A 19981-nucleotide genomic window follows, 5' to 3' on the forward strand; every position below is an offset into this window, starting at 1 on the left:
GGGCCCGCCGCCGGCGCCCGGGTTGTTCGCGCGGCTGTGGCAGAGGTTCGGCCCCATCCCCGTCGCGCGCAGGGTGTTCAAGCCGTCCAGGCCGGGCATCGTCGAGGACCCCGTGGTGGCCCGCATGCAGAGGACCCGCACCTGGGTGGGTCTGGCCGCGGTGGTCTGGATGTCACTCACTTACAAGATCTCGGACTCCATCGGGGACGTCGCCCAAAACCGCACCGACCAGTCCTGGATCAGTGTCCTGATGCTGTCCGTCACGTTCCCGGTCGCCGTGGGCGTCCTGCTCACCCTGGTGCCGGCCACGGCCCGCCGGGAGTTGCTGCGCCGAGCCGCCAAGCCTTTCGGCGCGATCGTGGCGCTGATCGGCGCGGTGTTCGTGTTCCCGGTGGTCGTGCTCACCGGCTTCGTCGAGGGCCGCTTCGCGACCAACCCGGCGATGACCGCCGTGACGGTCATCGTCTGCGTGGTCATCTTCGTATGGGTGGTGCCCTTCATCGTCTGGGGCGTCGGCCTGGCGCTCGTCCACGTCTTCCGCACCGCCGACATCCACGAGACGATGCCGCCGCTGCTGGCCATGACGCTGGTGTGGGAGATGGCCCTGGTCGACCTGTTCACGGGCGCCTACGCGGGCGTGCCGGCCCCGGTCCGGATCCTGTTGATGCTCGGCGCCCCTGTCTCGGTGACCGCGGTGGGACTGTGGGAACTGAGCCGGCTGCGCTCGCGGCACGGCCTGGCCGTCCGGGATCTGCTTATGCGCGAGGGGACGCCGGGGCCCGCACCGTCGGCGTGATCCGGAAGTCGCCGCCAACTCCGGCATGACGGCCCGGGAAGACGCCCAGGGCCTGTCCGGCGGATCATGCCGGCGTCGCGGGGCCTGGCACCGCTCGGGTCGGCTGAAAGGCGCAGCCTCTCTCAGCCGGCCTGATCCAAACGACAGGCCCTAGCCGTTCCCGGGCTGGGCGGCCTTCGTCCGCCCCCGCCCCACCTGTGTCCGCACCGCGCCCATGCTCGCTCCGATGACCAGGGCGATGGCCAGGGCCTGTGGGGCGGACAGGGCCTGGTCGAGGACGAGGAAGCCGGCCGTGGCCGCGACGGCCGGTTCCAGGCTCATCAGGATGGCGAAGGTCGGCGCGGGCAGGCGGCGCAGGGCGAGGAGTTCGAGGGTGTAGGGCAGGACCGAGGAGAGGATCGCCACGGCCGCGCCCAGCCCGATGGTCACCGGGTCGGTGAGCTTCGCGCCTGATTCGGCGATGCCCAGGGGCAGGAACAGCACGGCCCCCACCGCCATCGCGAGGGCGAGCCCGTCGGCCTGGGGGAAGCGGCGGCCCGTACGGGCGCTGAAGACTATGTAGGCCGCCCACATGGCGCCGGCCGCCAGGGCAAAGGCGACACCTACGGGGTCGAGACTGTCGAAGCCTCCGCCGCCGAGGAGGAAGACGCCGACGAGAGCGAGTCCGGCCCAGACGAAGTTGACGGCACGGCGCGACGTCAGGACGGAGAGGGCGAGGGGGCCGAGGACTTCCAGGGTGACCGCGGGGCCCAGGGGGATGCGGGCGACCGACTGGTAGAACAGGCCGTTCATCGCGGCCATGGTGATGCCGAAGGCGACGACCGTGCCCCAGTCGGTGCGGGAGTGTCCGCGCAGCCGGGGGCGGCAGACGACGAGCAGGACGATCGCCGCCACCAGCAGCCGCAGCGCCACCACTCCGAGCGCACCGGCCCGCGGCATCAGGCTCACCGCGAGGGCACCGCCGAACTGCACCGAGATCCCGCCGGCCAGCACCAGACCCACGGGACCGAGCGAGCCCCAGCGGCCCGGGGCACCGGTCGTCGGCGCGGGGACGGCCCGGGCGCGGGTCGGTGAGGGCGTGGTGGCGGCGTCAGGGGTGCTCACGGGCGTTCCAGGGGCTCGGCTCGGGTTTGTTCATCGCACTGCACTTCCGAGTCCAGGGTAGTGGACCTCGTCAGGTGTGTGAACCTGTTATGCCACTGTCCCAGAGTGTGGACGGACGGGCGCGGTGAGTGGCGGCCCGGGTGCCTAACGCCGTGCCATGTACAGATCCAGTGCCTTGTGCAGCATCCGGTTGAGCGGGAAGTCCCACTCCCCCAGGTACTCGACCGCCTCGCCGCCGGCGCCCACCTTGAAGCGGAGCAGGCCCAGCAGGTGGTTGGACTCCTCCAGGGTGTCGGTGATGCCGCGGAAGTCGTAGACGGCGGCGCCGAGTTCATGGGCGTCGGCCATCATCCGCCACTGCATGGCGTTGTTGGGCTGGACCTCGCGCTTGCGGCTGGTGGAGGCGCCGTAGGAGTACCAGACGTGGTCGCCGACGGTCAGCATCGTGGCGGCGGCGAGGGTGTCACCGTCGTGGTGGGCGAGGTAGAGACGCATGCGGTCGGGGTGCTCGGCGGTGAGGGCGGTCCACATGCGCTGGAAGTAGGGCAGCGGGCGCGGGATGAAACGGTCGCGCTCGGCGGTCTCGGCGTAGAGGTCGTAGAAGACGGGCAGGTCGTCGTAGCCGCCCTGCACGACCTTCACGCCGGCCTTCTCGGCCTTCTTGATGTTGCGCCGCCACTGCTGGTTGAGGCCGCTGTTGATGTCCTCCAGCGTCCGCCCGGCGAACGGCACCTGACAGACGTAGCGCGGCTGACCGGCGGCGAAGCCGTCCTCGCCGCCCGGCTCGGTCTGCCGCCAGCCGGACCGGCGCAGCCGCTCGGCGATGTCCTGGGCGCCCGCTTCGTACGACGTCGGCTCCGTGTCCCGCAGCCGCCGGGCGGCCGGGTCGGCGATGGCCGCCTTCACCGCGTCGGGACTCCAGCGGCGTACGGCGACGGGCGGGCCCATCTTGACCGAGAAGGCGCCCTGCCGCTTGAGGTGGGCGAGCAGCGGTTCGAGCCAGCGTTCGCACAGGTCGGGGGCGTGCCAGTCGACGAGCGGGCCCTCGGGGAGGTAGGCGAGGTACTTCTTCAGCTTCGGAAGCGGGCGGTAGAGCACGAGCCCGGCCCCCACCGGCCGCCCCTCCTCGTCGAACCACCCCAGGCTCTCCGCCCGCCAGTCCGGCTTCGCATCTCCCCAGGACGGGACCTGCATATGGCTGGCGGACGGGCGGGCCGCGACGAACGCGAGATGTTCGTCGCGGGAGATGGACTGGACGCGGAGGGCCATGTGCGGGGCTCCTTGTGGACGGCTGTGTCCGGCCAGCGTATGCAGCGTCCTGTGCCCCGGGCGTACGAAGCGCGGGCGGGGGCGCCCGTCTGCGGCCGCGCTCCCGCTTTCAGCCCAGGACGGCAGCCCACCGAGAGCAGCCGCCCCCGTCGGAGCACCCGCCACCGCACGTCACCGCTGCTCCTCCAACCGTTCCGCCAGCACCTCCGCCAGATGCCGCCCCCGCACCCCCGCCAGCTGTTCCAGCTGCGTCCGGCAGGAGAACCCGTCCGCCAGCACCACGGCCCCCTCCTGCGCTCCCCGCACCGCCGGCAGCAGTTGCTCCTGCGCGCACGCCACCGACACCTCGAAGTGCCCCTTCTCGAACCCGAAGTTGCCCGCGAGACCGCAGCAGCCGCCGCTCAGCTCCCCGGACAGCCCCCCGGCCTCGCGCAGCCGCCGGTCGGACGCGTCGCCGAGTACCGCGTGCTGATGGCAGTGCGTCTGCCCGACCGCCGGACGCCCGACGCGCGGCGGCGTCCAGTCGGGGGCGTGCCGCTCCAGCGCCTCGGCGAAGGTCAGGACCCGGTCGGCCAGCCGGCGGGCCCGCGGATCGTCGTGCATCAGCTCCGGCAGGTCCGAGCGCAGGGCGGCGGCACAGCTCGGCTCCAGGACGACGACCGGGGCGGCCGTCTCCAGCACCGGCTCCATCAGGTCGAGCGTGCGCAGCAGCACCGCGCGGGCACGGTCGAGCTGCCCCGTCGAGACGTACGTCAGCCCGCAGCAGACGCGCTCCCGGCCCCGGAGCAGGGACACCGGATCCAGCGCGACGGTCACCCCCTCGCTCCCCGAAGGCGTCCGCAGACGCAGCGTCGGCGGCAGCGCCACCCGCAGCCCGGCCGCCTCCAGCACGCGTACGGCGGCCTGCCCCACGGACGGCGAGAGGTGCTCGGTGAAGGTGTCCGGCCACAGGATGACCAGGTCGGCGTCCGGAGCGACGGGGGTCTTGTCCCGCCGCTCCCACCACCGGCTGAACGTCCGCGCCGCCAGCCGCGGGATCTCCCGCTCCGGCGCGATCCCGCCGAGCCGTTTCGCCATCCAAGCCAAGGGCCGTACGGCGGCAAGGGCGTTGACGACCGACGCGGTACGCGTGCGTGCCACCAGGCGCAGCCACTGCGGCAGCCGGCCCATACTGTGGTGCGCGGCCGGGCGCCTGCGGCCCGCGTAGTGGTGGTGCAGGAACTCCGCCTTGTACGTGGCCATGTCGACCTCGACCGGACAGTCGGAGCGGCACCCCTTGCAGGCCAGGCACAGGTCCAGTGCGTCGCGCACCTCGGCCGACCGCCACCCTTCGGTGACCAGTTCCCCGGCGAGCATCTCGTGCAGCAGCCGGGCACGCCCGCGCGTGGAGTGCTCCTCCGCACCGGTCGCCCGGAAGGACGGGCACATGACGGCCGAGCCCGCCACCGATGTCGTACGGCACTTGGCGACCCCGACGCAGCGCCGTACGGCCGCCGAGAAGTCGCCGCCGTCGGCCGGGTAGCCGAAGGCCACGTCGACCGGCTTCCTGGGCAGCACGGAGAAGCGGAGGTTGGAGTCGAGCGGGGCCGGGCGCACCAGCATCCCCGGGTTGAGCAGGTCGTCGGGGTCCCACACTCCCTTGGCCCGCTCGAACAGGGCCACCATGGGGGCGCCGTACATCTTCGGCAGCAGTTCGGCCCGTGCCTGCCCGTCCCCGTGCTCCCCGGACAGCGAGCCCCCGTGCGCCACGACGACCTCGGCGAGCTCCTCCGAGAAGCGCCGGAAGCGGCCGACGCCCGCCTCCGTCAGCAGGTCGAAGTCGATCCGGACGTGGATGCAGCCGTCCCCGAAGTGCCCGTACGGCGTCCCGCGCAACCCGTGCGCGACCAGCAGCGCCCGGAAGTCGCGCAGGTATGCCCCGAGCCGCCGCGGCGGCACCGCGCAGTCCTCCCAGCCGGGCCAGGCCTCGGAGCCGTCCGGCATCCGGGTCGCCGTACCGCTGGCGTCCTCCCGGATGCGCCACAGGGCCCGCTGCCCGCCCGGATCGGTGACGACCAGCGAGCCGACGACATCGGCGGCCCGCACGATCGCCTCCGCACGCGCGCGTGCCTCGCCCTGCGACTCCCCGCCCGTCTCCACGAACAGCCAGGCCCCGCCGCTCGGCAGCACGGCCGACGCCGACTGCGGCACCAGGTCCGCCGCCATGCCCTCCACGGTCAGCGGCCCATGCGGGAGCAGCCCGGCCGCCGCCTCCGCGGCCGCGCTCTCGTCGGCGTACGCCAGCACGGCGAGCGCACGCGCGCGTGGCGCCTCGACGAGGCGTACGACCGCCTCGGTGAGGATGCCGAGGGTGCCCTCGCTGCCGCAGAAGGACCGGGCGACGTCGGCGCCCTTCTCCGGCAGCAGCGCGTCGAGCGCGTACCCGGAGATGCGGCGGGGCAGTTCGGGATAGCCGGTCCGCAGCCGGGCCAACTCCCCCTCCACCAGCTCCCGCAGCCCCTGCGGCGCGCCGGCCCACCCCTGCCCGAGCCGCAGCCGCTCCCCGCGTGCCGTGACCACGTCCAGTTCGCACACACTGTCGGCGGTCGTCCCCCAGGCCACCGAGTGCGAGCCGCAGGAGTTGTTGCCGATCATTCCGCCGAGTGTGCAGCGGCTGTGGGTGGAGGGGTCGGGCCCGAAGCGGAGCCCGTGCGGGGCGGCGGCGTCCTGGAGCCGGTCCAGGACGAGGCCGGGCTGGACGACGGCGGTGCGGGTGTCCGGGTCCAGGGACACGAGCCGGTTCATGTGGCGGGTGAAGTCCAGGACGACGCCGGTGCCGGTGGCCTGCCCGGCGATGGAGGTACCGCCCCCACGCGCCACCACCGGCACCATGTGGTCCCGACACACCTCCAGTACGGCGGCGACGTCGTCGGCGTCATGTGGTGCGACCACACCCAGGGGGACGCGCCGGTAGTTGGACGCGTCCATGGTGGTCAACGCCCGAGAGGTGACATCGAACCCGACCTCGCCCCGGACGACCCTGCGCAGCTCCGCCTCAAGTTCCGACATACGTCCACTCAATCAGCTCGTCTGGGGGTCCCCCCTGCTCGAAGAGCTTGGGGGAGTTTGAGGACAAGGCCCTTCAGGGCCCAAGCCGGGGTCTGGGGGCGGCAGCCCCCAGGTCCGACGCCCGCCGAGCCGCCGTCTCATCCGACGGACGAGGTTTCGCCCAGGTTTCCCGAAACGGCTACGCTCCCCCCGTGGCTGAGATCCAGATTCCCGCTGACATCAAGCCCGCCGACGGACGTTTCGGCGCGGGCCCCTCCAAGGTGCGGACGGAAGCGCTGGACGCGCTGGCCGCGACCGGTACCTCCCTCATGGGCACCTCCCACCGCCAGGCCCCGGTCAAGAACCTGGTCGGTCAGGTGCGCGAGGGCATCCGCGAGTTGTTCCAGCTGCCCGACGGCTACGAGGTCGTCCTCGGCAACGGCGGCTCCACCGCGTTCTGGGACGTCGCGACGCACGGCCTGATCGAGAACAGGTCGCAGCACCTCACCTTCGGCGAGTTCAGCTCCAAGTTCGCCAAGGCCGCCAAGCTCGCCCCGTGGCTCGCCGAGCCCGACGTCATCTCCGCCGACCCGGGCACGCACCCGGAGGCGGTCGCCGAGGCGGGCGTCGACGTCTACGCCTTCACGCACAACGAGACCTCCACCGGTGTCGCCATGCCGATCAAGCGGGTGGCGGGCGCCGACGAGGGCGCGCTGGTCCTGGTCGACGCCACCTCGGGCGCCGGCGGCCTCCCGGTCGACGTGTCGGAGACGGACGTCTACTACTTCGCCCCGCAGAAGTCCTTCGCCTCCGACGGCGGCCTGTGGATCGGCGTCTTCTCCCCGGCCGCGATCGAGCGCGCCGAGCGCATCCACGCGTCCGGCCGCCACGTCCCGGAGTTCTTCAGCCTCCCCACGGCGATCGACAACTCCCGCAAGAACCAGACGTACAACACCCCGGCGCTGGCCACCCTCTTCCTGCTGAACCAGCAGCTGGAGTGGATCAACGGCCAGGGCGGCCTCGACTGGGCGGTCCGCCGCACGGCCACCTCCGCCCGCACGCTGTACGGCTGGGCCGAGGACATCAAGTACGCCAACCCGTTCGTCACCGACCCGGCCAAGCGCTCGGCGGTCATCGGCACGATCGACTTCACGGACGAGATCGACGCCGCGGCGGTCGCCAAGGTCCTGCGCGCCAACGGCATCGTCGACACCGAGCCCTACCGCAAGCTCGGCCGCAACCAGCTGCGCGTCGCGATGTTCCCGGCGATCGACCCGGCGGACGTCGAGGCGCTGACGAAGTGCGTGGACTACGTGATCGAGAAGCTGTAACCGCTTCTCCCGCAACACCCGAAGGGCGCCCGGCGGACCACCGCGGGGCGCCCTTCGCACGTCCTGCTCAGCCAGCTACGGCAACCGTCACCGCCCCAGCTTCTGGAACCTGCGCACCGCCAACGGCAGGAAGATCGCCGTAAGGATCACCGGCCACACCCCGGCCATCAGCAGCGCGTGCTGTTCGACCCAGGAGTCCCCGCCCCCGACCGGTGTGCCGAACAGTTCGCGGGTGGCCGCCGCGGTGGACGAGATGGGGTTCCAGGCCGCCACCCAGCCCAGCCAGTCGGGCATCAGCTGCGGTGCGACGAAGATGCTGGAGATCATCGTCAGGGGGAAGGCGACGGCGAACAGGCCGCCCGCGGCCTCCGGGTTGGGGACCAGGAGGCCCAGCCACACGCCGATCCAGATCAGCGCGAACCGCAGCCACAGCAGCAGCCCGAACGCGCCGAGGAAGCCGAACCCGCCGTCCGGGCGCCAGCCCATCGCGAAGGCGGTCAGCATCATGATCGCCAACTCCGCGCAGGCGATGATCAGATCGGTCACCCCGCGTCCGGCGACCACCGCGGACGAGGCCATCGGCATGGAGCGGAAGCGGTCGATGACGCCCCTCGTCGAGTCGTAGACGACGACCGTGGCGGTGTTGATGAAGCCGAACGCCATCGTCATCACGAACATGCCCGGCATCAGGAAGTCCTTGTAGTCCCCGCCGCCCGGCACCTTCATCGCGCTGCCGAAGACATAGCCGTAGAGGAGGACGGACAGGATCGGGAAGCCCAACTGCCAGGCGATGTTGACCGGTTGGCGCTGGTAGTGGGTCAGGCCTCGGCGGACGATGTTCCAGACGTCGGCGAGAGCCCAGTACAGGCGGCCGCGGTCGGCCGGGGCGGTCAGTTCGACGGCGGTCATGCGACGACCTCCTCCTTCTTCGCGGCCTTCTCGGCCTTCTCGCCCTTCGCGGCCTTCTCGGCACGGTGTCCGGTCAGGCGCAGGAACACGTCGTCGAGGCTCGGCCTGCGCAGGCCGATGTCCTCGACCTGGACGCCCTCGTCCTGAAGCGTGCGCGCGACCTCCGTCAGCGCGGACACCCGGTCGAGCACGGGCGCGTGCACCCGCAACTCGCCCTCCTCCGTCTCGGGTTCGCCGTCCGAGACCCGGGCCACGACCTTCGCCACCCTCGGGATGTCGGACCGCTCCGCGACCACGACCTCGACACGGTCGCCGCCGACGAGGTCCTTCAGCCCGTCCGGGGTGTCGTCGGCGATGGCCCGTCCCTGGTCGATGACGGTGATGTGCGAGGCCAGCTTGTCGGCCTCCTCCAGATACTGGGTGGTCAGCAGGACGGTGGTGCCGCTCGCCACCAACGCCCGTACGGACTCCCAGACCTCGCCCCGGCTGCGGGGGTCGAGCCCGGTCGTCGGCTCGTCCAGGAAGAGGACGGCGGGCGCGAGGATCATCGACGCGGCGAGGTCGAGGCGGCGCCGCATGCCGCCGCTGTAGTCGTCGACGCCCTTGTCGGCGGCGTCGGTCAGGTCGAACTGCTCCAGCAGCTCGGTGGCACGCGCCTTGGCCCGCTTGCCGCCGAGATGGAAGAGACGGCCGAACATCTCCAGGTTCTGCCGGCCGGTGAGCACCTGATCCAGGGCCGCGTACTGCCCGGTGAGTCCGATGCGCGCCCGTACCTCGCGCGGCTGCCGGGCCACGTCCAGCCCCGCCACGCTCGCCCGGCCGCCGTCCAGCCTGATCAGCGTGGACAGGATGCGTACGGCGGTGGTCTTGCCGGCGCCGTTCGGGCCGAGCAGGCCGTGCACCGTGCCTTCGCGGACGGCCAGGTCGAAGCCGTCGAGGGCGCGTTTGTCGCCGTAGCGCTTCTCCAGCCCCTCGGCCCGTACGGCGTATCCGTCGCTTCCGTCCCCCATGGGTCCCCCTCTCGATAGCCGAGCATCACTAAACTGAGTACACCGTACCCGATAGCGCGTACACCGTACCCAATTATTTCGGGAGCACCTAAGCTGAAGTCCATGACGAGCGGCAAGGGCGGCACCAGCGGTACGGAGACCAGCGGCAGCGGCGACATCGCCCGCACGATGGAGCTGCTGTGGGACACCGGCCGGCGCCCGAGCCGCGGGCCCAAGCCGACGCTGACCCTGGACCAGATCGTGGAAGCGGCCGTCCGGGTCGCGGATGCCGAGGGGCTGGAGTCGGTGTCCATGCGCCGGGTCGCCACCGAGCTGGGCACCGGCACGATGTCGCTGTACCGCTATCTCCCCGGCAAGGCCGAGCTGCTCGACCTGATGCTGGACCGCGTCCAGCGCCCCTCCGAGAACCCGGCCGAACTCGGCGACGGCGGCTGGCGCGCGGCCCTGGAGGCCCTCGGCCGCGCCACCCTCGACCTCTACCGCCGCCACCCCTGGCTGCTCCAGGTCAACCAGTCCCGCCCGATCCTCGGCCCGAGCGCCCTCGACGGCATGGAGAAGGTCCTCGACCGCATCAAGCCGATGGGCCTGACGGACCCGGAACTGGTCTCCGCGATCGTCATGATCGACGGCTACGTCGTCGGCGCCGCGCGCACCCAGCTGTACGCCCGCGAGGCGGAGCGCCGGACGGGCCTGACGGACACGGAGTTCTGGCAGGCCCAGGCACCCATGCTGGAGAAGGTGATGACGTCCGGCCGCTATCCCCTCCTCGCCGCCCTCGACGAGCACACCTGGGGCCCCGACTTCGACCACTTCGAGTTCGGCCTGCAGCGCATCCTGGACGGCCTCGAAGTCCTCGTCGCCGAGCGGGCGGCGGACTAGGGAGTGGGCTGCGCGGCCTGGGCGATCAGGCTCAACAGGCCCACGGGAACGGCGACCAGAACGGCGTAGCCCACCCGGTCGGCCGCCTTCTGGCGGCGCGAGGGCTCCCGGTTGTGGGGGGACTCGTGCCGCGGCTTGATCGCCTGGTACGCGAGGGCCGCGAGGATCACCACGCAGATCGCGACCTGCCAGAGCTCGCCCACGACGCCCCAGAACCCGGCCCGTTGAATCGTCCGCGGCTCGATTCCCTGGCGCGCGTCGAACTCACTGCCGTCCGGGTAGTCGTTCCCGGTGTCCGTGAGGTGCACGTAGACGGCGTCGGCGGGGGTACCGCCGTCCGGCGTGAAGTCCCCGTAGCAGTCGTAGTCGGAGTTCTTGCGGCTGGAGTCGGTGTCGTAGCAGGTGCCCACCTTGTAGGTGCCCGGGGTGCCGTACACACCGGCGGACAGCGCGAGGTCGGCCGTCGCGGTGACGCACCAGAAGCCGGCGACCAATGCGAGGACGACACCGCACACCCACCCGAGCACACGCTTCATACGCCCAGCCCGATCATGCCGCCGCCGAAGGCCGGGGCACCGGCGCCGGACGCCAGTCGTGTAGCCATGTGCCGGTAGAGCTGCGTGCGGTTGTGCTGGAGCACTCGCGTTATGTCGGGGGCCGTAGGCGGGCTGTCCATCGGGAGCGGGGGGTCCTTCGGGCAAGATCGGCGGGCTGGGTCCGGTGACGCTATCAGGGCCGCCTGCCCGCGCCTCACCGCCGCCGCAGCAACCGCCGCAACCCGAACAGCACGACGCACGCCGCGATCACGGCCACCGCACCGACCTTGAGGTCGCTGCTCGGGCCGCCGCCCCCCTCCTCGCCCGAAGCCGCCGAACTCCCGCTGCCGGAGGGGGAGTCGGAGGAGCCGGGGGCGTCCTCGGCCACCACCGCGCTGCCCGCGCCCTCCATGCCGAGCATGAGCTTGGTGCCGTCGGGCGAGTAGCTGGCGGACTCGCCCTGGCCCAGCGGCACGCTGATGCGCTCCAGGCGCTTGAGCTTGCCGCCGTTCCAGTCGTACGCGATGCCGCCGAGGTATCCGCGGACGGCCAGCGTCTTGCCGTCAGGGGAGAAAGCGGCGTCCGTGGCCCACAGGTCGACGGGGGTCGTGGGCTTGAAGACGTTCGTGCCGGACGGGGAGAGTTCGGCCGGTCCCTCGTACAGGTGCCCGCCGTCCTCCTGCTTGTCGATGATGTAGACGCGGCCGGTCTTGGGGTGGACGGCGAGCGACTCGGCGTCACGGGTTCCGTCGGAGTACTTCACGACGTACTGCGTGGCGCGGATCGTCTGGTCCTTGAGGGTCCCCGGCTCGGGGAGGCGGTAGAGCCAGACGTACGGCCACTGCACGCCGTCGTTGTCGCCGATGTCGCCGACCCAGAGTTCGTTGTCCGGGCCGATGGAGATCGCCTCCACGTCGCGCGGCGTGCCCACGCCCGTCATGGTGATCGTCGCGACCGTCTCGCCGGTGCTGCTGTCGACGGCGTAGAGGTAGGCGCCCGTGTCCTGGTCGTTGTGCGTCCAGTAGATGCCCGGGTGCTGGCGCGAGGCGGCGAGGCCGCTGGACTCCGTGATGCGCGGGTCCTTGATCGTGAAGTCCTCGTTCCCGTCGGCGGCGGAGGCGGGCAGCGTGAAGGCACCGGTGAGCAGGACCCCGGCGAGTATGGCGAGCGGTCGGCGCATGCCCCAAGCCTGCCATCCGCTCCGACCGTTCGGGCGGCGTGGCAGGCTTCACACCCCGCCCGACCCTACCGATCGGTAGCGATCGTTCATCATGAGCGGATGCTCCGGTTCATGCCCGTCGGCGACTCCATGACCATCGGCAGCGCCGGCGAACACACGTGGCGCTACCGCATGTGGCAGCACCTGCGTGACACCTACGGCGGCCCCTTCGCCCTCGTCGGCCCGCGCGAGGCGCTGTACGACAAGGCGTCGGACTCCCCCACGTCGTACGAGTACGCCGACCCCGACCCGGCCTTCCCCCGGGCGCATCTGGCCGGCTGGGGCGAGGGCTGGCTGCACATGGAGCCGCTGATCGGCGAGGCGGTGCGGGCGTGCCGGGCGAATGTGCTGCTGGTCTCGCTGGGCCTGATCGACCTGGGCTTCTACACGAACGCGGAACAGACGGCGGACAACGCGCGTGGCTTCGTGGCCGCCGCCCGCTCGGCGAACCCGCGGGTGCGGATGGTGGTCCTGCCGGTGATCCCGAACGTGCGCGCCGAGTCGGACGCACCCTTCGCCGCCGAGGTCGCCCGCTTCAACGAACTGCTGGCGAAGGCGGTCGCGGACCTGGACGAGCCCCGCTCGCCCCTGCTGCTGGCGTCCCCGCCTGCGTCGTACGACATCCATCGGGACACGTACGACGGCACTCATCCGAACGCGAGCGGTGAGCACAAGATCGCTGAGGCGTATGCGGAGGCGATGTATCAGGCGTGGGACCTGGGCAAGCCGTACGAGGGCCGCTGAGGGCGCGCGAGGTTACGTGGCCGGGGCGGGCGCGCGGGGTTACGTGGCCGGGGCGGGCGGCGAGGAGGCCGGCCGTCGCTTCCGGCACCAGCAGGGCGATCAGGACGACGAGGGGCACGGACCAGCCGCCGGTGGCGTCGTGGAGCACTCCCATGGCCAGCGGGCCCAGGCCGGCCAGCAGGTAGCCCGTCGTCTGTGCCATCCCCGAGAGGTCGGCGGCGGTCCCCGGGCCGTCCGTGCGCAGGCCGAGCAGCGTGATGGCCAGCGGGAAGGCGCTGCCGGTCGCCGCGCCGAGCAGACACACCCACACCCAGCCGAGAGCGGGGGCCAGCAGCAGGCCCGCGAGGGAGATGGCCTTCGCCACGACGACGGCCAGGACCAGGAGGCGCTGGTCGTGCATGCGGGCGGCGAGAAGGGGGACGGCGAAGGCCGGCGGGATGCCGATGGTCAGCATCACCGACATCATCAGCCCGGCTTGGGCGGGCGGGTAGCCGTTCGCCTGCATGATCTGCGGCAGCCATGCCACCAGTACGTAGAACATCAGCGACACCAGGCCGAGGAACGCCGACACCCACCAGGCGAGCGGGCTGCGCAGCAGTGATCCGCCCTTCGCCCTCGGCGGCTCGGGCGGCGTCCCGCGATGGCGGCCACGCGCTCCCGGCGCGGCCAGCAGTCCCCACACCGCCGCGGCCAGTACGGCGGGGACCGCCCACACCGCGAGCGCGAACTGCCATCCCGCCGCGGCGCTCAGCGGCACCGCCACTCCGGCGGCGAGCGCGCCGGAGACGGCCATGAGCGTCATGGTGAGGCCCGTGTACACGCCGATCCGACGGCCGAAGTGGTCCTTGATGACCGCGGGCATCAGTACGTTCCCGACGGCGATACCGGCCCCGGACAGCACCGTTCCGGCGAAGAGCGCCACCGGCCAGGGCACGGCGCGCAGGGCGGCGCCGAGCGCGAGGAGCACGACGGCGACGTGTACGGCGGCCGGCCTGCCGAGCCGGCGGGACAGGCGGGGTGCGAGCCAGGCGAAGGCGCCCAGGCACAGCACGGGTAACGTCGCCAGCACGCCGACCTGGGTGGCGGACAGGGCGAGCGCCCGCTGGACGTCGCCCATGAGTGGCGGCATCCCGGTGATGGCCGCGCGGAGATTGATGGCGAGCAGAGTCAGGCCGACGACAAACCACAGCCTGGTGGTCACGTGTGTTCCCCCGTTGTTCCCCCGTGGCCGTGACGGCGGCCCCCTCCTCCGTCCAGGAGCGGGCCGCCGGGCCTTCGGGGTGCGGTGCGGTGTGGTGCGGTGGGTTGCCTTGCGTTGCGGTCAGATGCTCACGCTGTGGTTGACCGGGCACTTCGCCCGGCCCGCGGTGCGGAACGCGACGCCGGTGGCCCCGGCGGTGGCGGGCGTGCCGAGCTGCTTGAGGATCTCGTCGGACAGCAGGTCCTCCTTGCCCTTCAGGGCGTCGGCGACCTTGGCGTCGGAGACGAACACCAGCTCCGCGGCGATGTTGTCCTGAACGATCCGCGCCAGGTTGTCCAGGGCCACCCCGATCGGGTCCGACGGCAGCTGTGCCGTGGGGATGTCGATCAGGTGGGTGTCGACCTTCTTCTGGTTCATCATCGGCTTGATGATGATCTCCGCCTGGTTCAGCACCGACGTCGTCCAGATCGACAGCACCACCGTGTACAGGTCGGCCCAGGCGGCCTCGCCGATCTGCGCCCGCCACTTCTTGCACAGCCCCTGCACACCGGAGATCTGCGCGTCGGCGGCGTACGTCATGTTGACCCGGATCGCCGGGTAGACGCGGGCCGCGAAGCTCTGGAACGAGGCGATGTCGAAGGCGCGGGCGCGGATGGAGTCGGCGATGAAGGTCAGACCCTCGTCGAGGATCTTCGCGCAGGAGTTCTGAAGGTTCTGCGGCAGCTTCGCCGCGGGAAGGTTCGTCTTCGCGGTGGCCAGCTTGTCCGCGAACGCCTGCAGCGGCGTGGTCCAGGCGTCGGTGCCGGGGCCCTGCATCGCCACCATGTCGAGGTCGTGGGCGTCGATCCGGTCGGCGTTGGGGACGTTGGGGACCTTGTCCGAGAGGAACTCCGCGATCGTGGAGTAGATCCCCAGCGGCACATGGGCGATGGACTTCGCCAGCTCGAACTCCTCGGCCACCGGGTGCTCGACGTACCGCTTGCCCTCGTGGATGAGGGTGAAGGTGCCGCCCTTCGCGTCGTTCTGCACGACGACGACCGGCCCCAGGTTCTTGATCAGGTCGGCTTTGAGCGCGGCGTAGTTGGCGCGCATCGCCGCGTTCACCGCGCGGATGGAGTCCCGGGCGACGGTCTGGGCGCTCGCCACCTCCGCGGCGGGCGCCGCGTCGACGGCGGAGGCCGTGGTCGGCCCGGTGATCGTCTGACCCAGGAACGTGGCGGCGCCGATCCCACTCGCGCCGCCGATGAATGTCCGGCGTGTTGCCATGACTTGCTCTCCGTAACGAATCGGTCGTCAGGTGTTCCCGCCGTGGGGGAAGCGGTGGCGTGGGGGGAACTTGACCCGCCGGGAGCCACGAAGGGCCGGGACGCGGGGAGCAATGCGAGGGGGTGTTCCCTCTCCGGCGTGGGGCTGGAGGGAGGCCGGAGAGGGAGGCTGCGGGCGCTAGCGCAGCGCGGTGTGGGAGGGGACGACGACGCCGTACAGGTCGGCGATCGTCGCCAGCGCGGCCTGGTGGATCTGGTCGGCGGACAGCCCGCCGCCGACCGACGGGAGCGGCCGGGTGGCGCACGCGTCGGCCACCACAGTGGGCTTGTTGCCGCGCAGGAACGCGCCCTCGGCGGTGAACGTCACGCACATGTGCGTCATGAACCCGGCGATGACGAGGTTCTCGTTCCCGGCCTTGTCGACGAGCTTGCCCAGCTCGGTGTTCACGAAGGCGTTGGGGGCCTTCTTCACCACGGTCGACTCGCCCTGAACGGGCTTGACCGCGTCGTGGATCCGGCCGATGGGCCGCCGGATGTCGTAAGGCGTGTCCTTCCCGCCGTCGTTGACGATGTGGATGACCTTCCCGCCCGCCTCACGGGCCGCGCCCAGCAGCTCGGCCGCCGCGTCCAGGGCGTGGCGCCAGCCGGTCAGCTCCATCACACCTTCGGTGTAGGTGTTCTGGTAGTCGACCAGGATCAGGGTGGCGGAGGCGAGTGAAGCCGGCTGTTCGGCAAGGCCGTTGAGTTTGCGCAGCGTCGTCGTGCCCGACGTGTCGGCGTCCGCCGCCTGCGCCTGCGCCTGTGCGGGGGTGTCCCCCAGCCGGGTGGCGCCGAACACCACGCCGCCGCCGACGACGGCCGCACCGCCCGCCTTCAGCACCCCGCGCCGGGACAGACTGCTGCGCTGCTCGGCCACGTCAGTCCAGCTCCTTGGCGGAGGCGACGACGACGCCGTACGCGTCTGCGATGGCCGCCAGCCCACTGCGGTGCAGTTCGTCGGCGGACACGTCCACGATCGAGCGGGTGGCGCAGGCGTCTGCCGGAACGGTGGGCTTGTTGCCGCGCAGGGCCGCGGACGCCGACGTGTAGGCGATGCACATGTGGGTCATGAACCCGGCGACGATCACGGTCTCATGGCCCGCCTCGTCCACGAGTTGGCCGAGGTCGGTGCCGTGGAAGGCGTCCGGAGCCTGCTTGACGACCACGGGCTCGCCGTCGACCGGCGCCACGGAGGGGTGGATCCGGCCGATCTCCGCGCCGATGTCGTAGGGGGAGCCCTCACCGCCGTCGTGCTGGACGTGGATGACCTTGGCTCCGGCCACACGGGCCCGGGCCAGCAGGTCGGACGCCGCTTCGAGGGCGGGCTGCCAGCCGTCGAGCTCCATCACACCGCGGGTGTAGGTGTTCTGGTAGTCGACGAGGACGAGCGTCGAGGACGCGAGGGCCGCGGGAGTGGTGTCGGCCCCGCCGAGTTCGCGCAGCGTCTTGCTTGCCACAGGACTCCTCCAAGGTTCGGGGTACTTCAGGGACTTGAGCAGTCGTTCAACATTTCGTTGAAGACACATGCGACGCTATGGCCGGAACCGGTGCGTCGGCAATGACGCGCTATGTGCAGAAACCGACGCTCATGTCTGCGAGCGGAACAGGGGGTTATCGGGTGGGGACCATGAACCGGTTGATCGTGATCGTGCTGTTCGAAGGCGTCGACCTCCTCGACGTCACCGGACCGCCGGAGGTGTTCTCCCTCGTCCCGCGCGAGACCACCGGGCGCGTCGGATACGAGGTCGTCCTGGCGGCCGAGACGAGGGACCCGGTGCGGACGGCGGCCGGCGTGCGGATCCTGCCCGACGCCACGCTCCAGGAGGTCGGCGAGCGCGCGATCGACACGCTGCTGGTGCCGGGCTCCGTCGAGGTGGACGACGAGCGCCGGATCCACCCCATCACCGAGCCCGGCACGGTGGCCTGGGTGAAGGCGCTGGCCACCCGCTCCAGACGGGTGGCCTCGGTGTGCGTCGGCGCGCACATCCTCGCCGCCGCGGGCCTCCTCGACGGCAAGCGCGCGACCACGCACTGGTCGACCGCGCCGCGGCTCGCCGCCGACCATCCGGCGGTGCGGGTCGACCCGGATCCGATCTTCATCCGCGAGGACGGCGAGGTGTGGACCGGCGCGGGGATCAGCGCCTGCCTCGACCTGTCCCTGGCCCTGGTCGCCGAGGACTTCGGCGAGCAGATCGCGCTGCGGGTCGCCCGTCAGCTCGTGATGTACCTGAAGCGGCCCGGCGGCCAGTCGCAGTTCAGCGTCCCGCTGGAGCCGGTGTCCACGACGCGGCGCATCGAGGACCTGCGGCTGCACATCCTGAACCACATCGCCGAGCGCCTCACCGTCGCCGACCTGGCCGCGTACGCGCATGTCAGCGACCGGCAGCTGACCCGGATCTTCAAGACCGAGCTGGGCACGACGCCGCACGCCTACATCGAGTCCGCGCGCGTCGAAATGGCCGGCAACCTGCTGGAGACCACCGACCACACGCTGGAACGGATCACCTCCGTCTGCGGGTTCGGCACCGTCGACACCCTCATACGGGCATTCCACCGCCGCCTCGCCGTGACGCCGAGCGAGTACCGGGCCCGGTTCCGTGGCCGGGGGTGAGGCGTTCCGGCACGTCACGCAACACCTCGGGATCACTTGCCTAGAGCGCACTCCACATGGCTAGCGTGCACTTCATGGAGTACACGCAGCTCGGACGCACGGGACTCAAGGTCAGCCGACTGGTGCTCGGCACCATGAACTTCGGCCCGCAGACCGACGAAGCCGACAGTCACGCGATCATGGACGCGGCGCTGGACGCGGGCATCAACTTCTTCGACACCGCCAACGTGTACGGCTGGGGCGAGAACAAGGGCCGTACCGAATCGATCATCGGCAACTGGTTCGCCAAGGGCGGCGAGCGGCGCGACAAGGTCGTGCTCGCCACCAAGGTCCACGGGAACATGGCGGGCGACGGCCCCGCGTGGCCCAACCACGACAAGCTGTCGGCGCTGAACATCCGGCGGGCGGTGGACGCGTCGCTCAAGCGGCTGCAGACCGACTACATCGACGTCTACCAGTTCCACCACATCGACCGCGCCACGCCTTTCGAGGAGATCTGGCAGGCCGTCGACGCCCTGGTCCAGCAGGGCAAGATCCTGTACGTCGGCTCGTCCAACTTCCCCGGCTACAAGATCGCCCAGGCCAACGAGCTCGCCGCGCGCCGCGGCGGCACCATCGGCCTGGTGAGCGAGCAGTGCCTGTACAACCTCTTCGAGCGCCGCGCCGAGATGGAGGTCATCCCGGCAGCGCAGGACTACGGCCTCGGCGTCATCCCGTGGTCGCCGCTGCACGGCGGACTGCTCGGCGGTGTGCTCAAGAAGGAGATCGAGGGCGGCCGGCGCAGCTCCGGGCGGGCCGCCGACACCCTCGCCGACCCGGCCGTACGCGCGAAGATCCAGGCCTACGAGGACCTGCTCGACAAGCACGGCCTGGAGCCCGGCGAGGTCGCTCTGGCCTGGCTGCTCACCCGCCCGGGCGTGACCGGCCCGATCGTCGGCCCGCGCACCGCCGGGCAGCTGGAGTCCGCGCTGCGGGCGGCCGAGCTGGAGCTGAGCGAGGACCTGCTGGCGGGACTGGACGAGGTGTTCCCGGGTCCGGGACCCTCGCCGGAGGCGTTCGCCTGGTGACCGGGTGAGGGCAGCGCCCCGTCAGGGGCGCTGCCCGGCGCTACCTGCCGAGCGCCGCCGCCAGCGCCACCAGCACGAACATCAACACGAGCGCACCGGCCATGATCCGGTTCCGGGTTTTCGGGTCCACGCCATCGAGCCTAACCGGCCACTCCGAGCGCCCATCGGGCGACCGCCTCGTAACGGGGCTGCTCGCCCGCGACCCCGGACGTCGGCAAACTGCTCCGCACCAGCGCCACCTCCTCCACGGTCCACGTCCGGCTGGTGAACCCGTCGAGGGCCGCGACATACGGCCGTGCGTCCACCCCGGACCGGCTCCTCGCCACCGTGAGGTGCGGCTTGTAGCGCCGGTGCTCCCCCATCGGCACCCCGGCCTTGCGCGCGGCCGCCTCACTGCGGTCCGCCAGCAGCCGCAGGGTCTCCAGGTCCCCCTCCGCCCCCGCCCACAGGGCCCGCCGTCCCTGATGGTGATCGTCATCCCCTCATGGTGCCAGGCTGGAGCCATGAGACTCTTCGCCGCCGTGCTGCCACCGGAGGACGTCACGCGTGAACTGGCCGCAGAAGTGGCCGAGTTGAGGAAGCTGCCCGGCGCGGACGCGCTGCGCTGGACCGGCCGCCCCGGCTCCCCTGCGCGACCAGCCACTCCACGCCGCTGTCGAGCATGCCGAGTATCACGGGGATGTCGGCGGGCCCGCCCGTGCCCGAACTGGCCGCCGCCGCGCAGCGCCAGCGGGAACGGCGACGTACGGTGCGCGGCGCGCTCCAGGCGGGCCGACAGATCGGATACGAGGTCGTCGTCGACCTCGCCGTAGAAGGCGAGGGTGAAGTGCCAGCCGGGGCGGCCGGTCCAGCGCAGCGCGTCCGCGCCGGGCAGCTTCCTCAACTCGGCCACTTCTGCGGCCAGTTCACGCGTGACGTCCTCCGGTGGCAGCACGGCGGCGAAGAGTCTCATGGCTCCAGCCTGGCACCATGAG

Annotated in this window: 17 protein-coding genes and 4 pseudogenes; 7 read left to right on the forward strand and 14 right to left on the reverse strand. The window is 71.5% G+C overall.

The window, feature by feature from the left end; genetic code table 11:
• On the forward strand, positions 1-796 hold a 796-nt coding region (locus EAO75_RS39910), incomplete at its 5' end, for a hypothetical protein (RefSeq protein WP_261989612.1).
• Between the two features lie 150 nt (positions 797-946).
• Here the strand turns inward: EAO75_RS39910 and EAO75_RS39915 are convergent.
• The 3 genes from EAO75_RS39915 to EAO75_RS39925 all read right to left on the reverse strand — a co-directional run bounded on the left by EAO75_RS39915 (position 947) and on the right by EAO75_RS39925 (position 6217).
• Positions 947-1900, reverse strand: coding sequence for an EamA family transporter (locus EAO75_RS39915; protein ID WP_147999938.1), 954 nt, complete (start codon positions 1898-1900; stop codon positions 947-949).
• Positions 1901-2044: 144 nt separating this feature from the next.
• Entirely contained in the window at positions 2045-3169 is a 1125-nt protein-coding gene (locus EAO75_RS39920) for a lipid II:glycine glycyltransferase FemX (protein ID WP_147999939.1), read from the reverse strand.
• 171 nt (positions 3170-3340) lie between these two features.
• Positions 3341-6217, reverse strand: coding sequence for an FAD-binding and (Fe-S)-binding domain-containing protein (locus EAO75_RS39925; protein WP_147999940.1), 2877 nt, complete (start codon positions 6215-6217; stop codon positions 3341-3343).
• Positions 6218-6408: 191 nt separating this feature from the next.
• Between EAO75_RS39925 and serC the strand changes: the two genes are divergently transcribed.
• Positions 6409-7527 (forward strand): phosphoserine transaminase, encoded by a 1119-nt coding sequence (gene serC / locus EAO75_RS39930; RefSeq protein ID WP_147999941.1) that lies wholly within the window; start codon positions 6409-6411, stop codon positions 7525-7527.
• 87 nt (positions 7528-7614) lie between these two features.
• Here the strand turns inward: serC and EAO75_RS39935 are convergent, their stop codons facing one another.
• Both EAO75_RS39935 and EAO75_RS39940 read right to left on the reverse strand, forming a co-directional pair.
• Entirely contained in the window at positions 7615-8436 is an 822-nt protein-coding gene (locus EAO75_RS39935; RefSeq protein ID WP_147999942.1) for an ABC transporter permease, read from the reverse strand.
• On the reverse strand, positions 8433-9446 hold the full coding sequence (locus EAO75_RS39940) for an ATP-binding cassette domain-containing protein (RefSeq protein ID WP_147999943.1): 1014 nt from the start codon (positions 9444-9446) through the stop codon (positions 8433-8435). The genes EAO75_RS39935 and EAO75_RS39940 overlap by 4 nt, the downstream gene beginning before the upstream one ends.
• 102 nt (positions 9447-9548) lie before the next feature.
• Between EAO75_RS39940 and EAO75_RS39945 the strand changes: the two genes are divergently transcribed.
• On the forward strand, positions 9549-10325 hold the full coding sequence (locus EAO75_RS39945; protein ID WP_147999944.1) for a TetR/AcrR family transcriptional regulator: 777 nt from the start codon (positions 9549-9551) through the stop codon (positions 10323-10325).
• Here the strand turns inward: EAO75_RS39945 and EAO75_RS39950 are convergent.
• The 3 genes from EAO75_RS39950 to EAO75_RS39955 all read right to left on the reverse strand — a co-directional run bounded on the left by EAO75_RS39950 (position 10322) and on the right by EAO75_RS39955 (position 12041).
• The gene (locus tag EAO75_RS39950; protein WP_147999945.1) at positions 10322-10861 is read right to left on the reverse strand and encodes a hypothetical protein; all 540 of its coding nucleotides are present in this window, start codon (positions 10859-10861) and stop codon (positions 10322-10324) included. The genes EAO75_RS39945 and EAO75_RS39950 overlap by 4 nt on opposite strands.
• Entirely contained in the window at positions 10858-11001 is a 144-nt protein-coding gene (locus EAO75_RS46270) for a hypothetical protein (RefSeq protein WP_187284763.1), read from the reverse strand. Before EAO75_RS46270 ends, EAO75_RS39950 begins: the two co-directional genes overlap by 4 nt.
• Positions 11002-11075: 74 nt before the next feature.
• Positions 11076-12041 carry a WD40 repeat domain-containing protein gene (locus tag EAO75_RS39955; RefSeq protein WP_147999946.1) on the reverse strand — a complete coding sequence of 322 codons (966 nt, stop codon included), beginning with the start codon at positions 12039-12041 and terminating at the stop codon, positions 11076-11078.
• 99 nt (positions 12042-12140) lie between these two features.
• Here EAO75_RS39955 and EAO75_RS39960 point away from each other — a divergent pair, with 99 nt between their 5' ends.
• The gene (locus tag EAO75_RS39960) at positions 12141-12824 is read left to right on the forward strand and encodes an SGNH/GDSL hydrolase family protein (RefSeq protein ID WP_147999947.1); all 684 of its coding nucleotides are present in this window, start codon (positions 12141-12143) and stop codon (positions 12822-12824) included.
• A gap of 220 nt (positions 12825-13044) precedes the next feature.
• On the opposite strand, the pseudogene EAO75_RS39965 reads toward EAO75_RS39960, so the two are convergent.
• From EAO75_RS39965 to EAO75_RS39980, 4 genes and pseudogenes are all read right to left on the reverse strand, one after another.
• A pseudogene (locus tag EAO75_RS39965) lies at positions 13045-13953 on the reverse strand (MFS transporter); the annotation flags it as partial.
• Between the two features lie 192 nt (positions 13954-14145).
• Positions 14146-15291, reverse strand: a complete 1146-nt coding sequence (locus tag EAO75_RS39970; protein WP_187284764.1) for a hypothetical protein — start codon at positions 15289-15291, stop codon at positions 14146-14148.
• 177 nt (positions 15292-15468) lie between these two features.
• Positions 15469-16110, reverse strand: a complete 642-nt coding sequence (locus EAO75_RS39975; protein WP_148000564.1) for a cysteine hydrolase family protein — start codon at positions 16108-16110, stop codon at positions 15469-15471.
• Positions 16111-16207: 97 nt separating this feature from the next.
• The gene (locus EAO75_RS39980) at positions 16208-16786 is read right to left on the reverse strand and encodes a cysteine hydrolase family protein (protein ID WP_147999948.1); all 579 of its coding nucleotides are present in this window, start codon (positions 16784-16786) and stop codon (positions 16208-16210) included.
• A gap of 161 nt (positions 16787-16947) precedes the next feature.
• Between EAO75_RS39980 and EAO75_RS39985 the strand changes: the two genes are divergently transcribed.
• On the forward strand, positions 16948-17940 hold the full coding sequence (locus EAO75_RS39985) for a GlxA family transcriptional regulator (RefSeq protein ID WP_147999949.1): 993 nt from the start codon (positions 16948-16950) through the stop codon (positions 17938-17940).
• 74 nt (positions 17941-18014) lie between these two features.
• A complete protein-coding gene (locus tag EAO75_RS39990; protein WP_147999950.1) occupies positions 18015-19007 on the forward strand; it encodes an aldo/keto reductase in 993 nt (330 codons plus the stop codon).
• 140 nt (positions 19008-19147) lie between these two features.
• Here EAO75_RS39990 and EAO75_RS39995 read toward each other — a convergent pair.
• Positions 19148-19462 (reverse strand): annotated as a pseudogene (locus EAO75_RS39995) (2'-5' RNA ligase family protein); the annotation flags it as partial.
• Positions 19463-19510: 48 nt separating this feature from the next.
• Here EAO75_RS39995 and EAO75_RS47890 point away from each other — a divergent pair.
• A pseudogene (locus EAO75_RS47890) lies at positions 19511-19630 on the forward strand (RNA 2',3'-cyclic phosphodiesterase); the annotation flags it as partial.
• Between the two features lie 71 nt (positions 19631-19701).
• Here the strand turns inward: EAO75_RS47890 and EAO75_RS40005 are convergent.
• A pseudogene (locus EAO75_RS40005) lies at positions 19702-19959 on the reverse strand (2'-5' RNA ligase family protein); the annotation flags it as partial.
• Positions 19960-19981: the final 22 nt, after the last annotated feature.

The sequence above is a fragment of the Streptomyces sp. UW30 genome, assembly GCF_008042075.1.
GTDB lineage: Bacteria > Actinomycetota > Actinomycetes > Streptomycetales > Streptomycetaceae > Streptomyces.